The sequence below is a fragment of the Lysinibacillus sp. UGB7 genome (genome assembly GCF_049058285.1).
Lineage (GTDB): Bacteria > Bacillota > Bacilli > Bacillales_A > Planococcaceae > Lysinibacillus > Lysinibacillus sphaericus_B.
Genome location: NZ_JBMGUV010000122.1, coordinates 1 through 485 on the forward strand (window position 1 = coordinate 1; position 485 = coordinate 485).

Consider the following 485-nt stretch of genomic DNA (forward strand, 5'->3'; position numbering starts at 1 on the left):
CAGGGAAAACTTGATCTAATACAGCTTGAAATTGTAGCTTTGTTTGAACCATAATTCCCGTCATATTTTCGTGTTGCCTTGTCAGATGCCGAAGGTTTAAAAGCTGAATACCACGCTTTTTCTGAGGCTCTAAATCCTCTTTGTAATACAGTTCACCTAAGTGATAGGCATCAATTGCATCTGTTTTAGTTTTTCGTAAACTAGAGCTTTTCGTTCGGTATGAAACGAGCGGATTGACGATAATGACAATATATTCCATAGCTTCTAAAAATTGCACAACTGGGGCATGATAGTGACCTGTTGATTCCAATACAACAGGTGGTTTTAACCCTGTTTGACGCTCTAAATCTAGTAAATAAGAGTGTAACTCTTCAAGTCCTTCCACCGTATGTTCAATCTTCACACTGCTTTTATAGGGCATTTTTTTATCCAAGAACATTTGAACCTGACTTTCACCTTTTGCGACATCCAGACCTACTACTGGA

The 485-nt window shown here is 38.4% G+C and carries 1 protein-coding gene; it reads right to left on the reverse strand.

Features of this window, described 5'->3' with window-relative positions; translation table 11 throughout:
- The coding region (locus ACOMCU_RS28320) for an IS110 family transposase (protein ID WP_421052321.1) at positions 1-485 on the reverse strand (485 nt) is incomplete at both ends.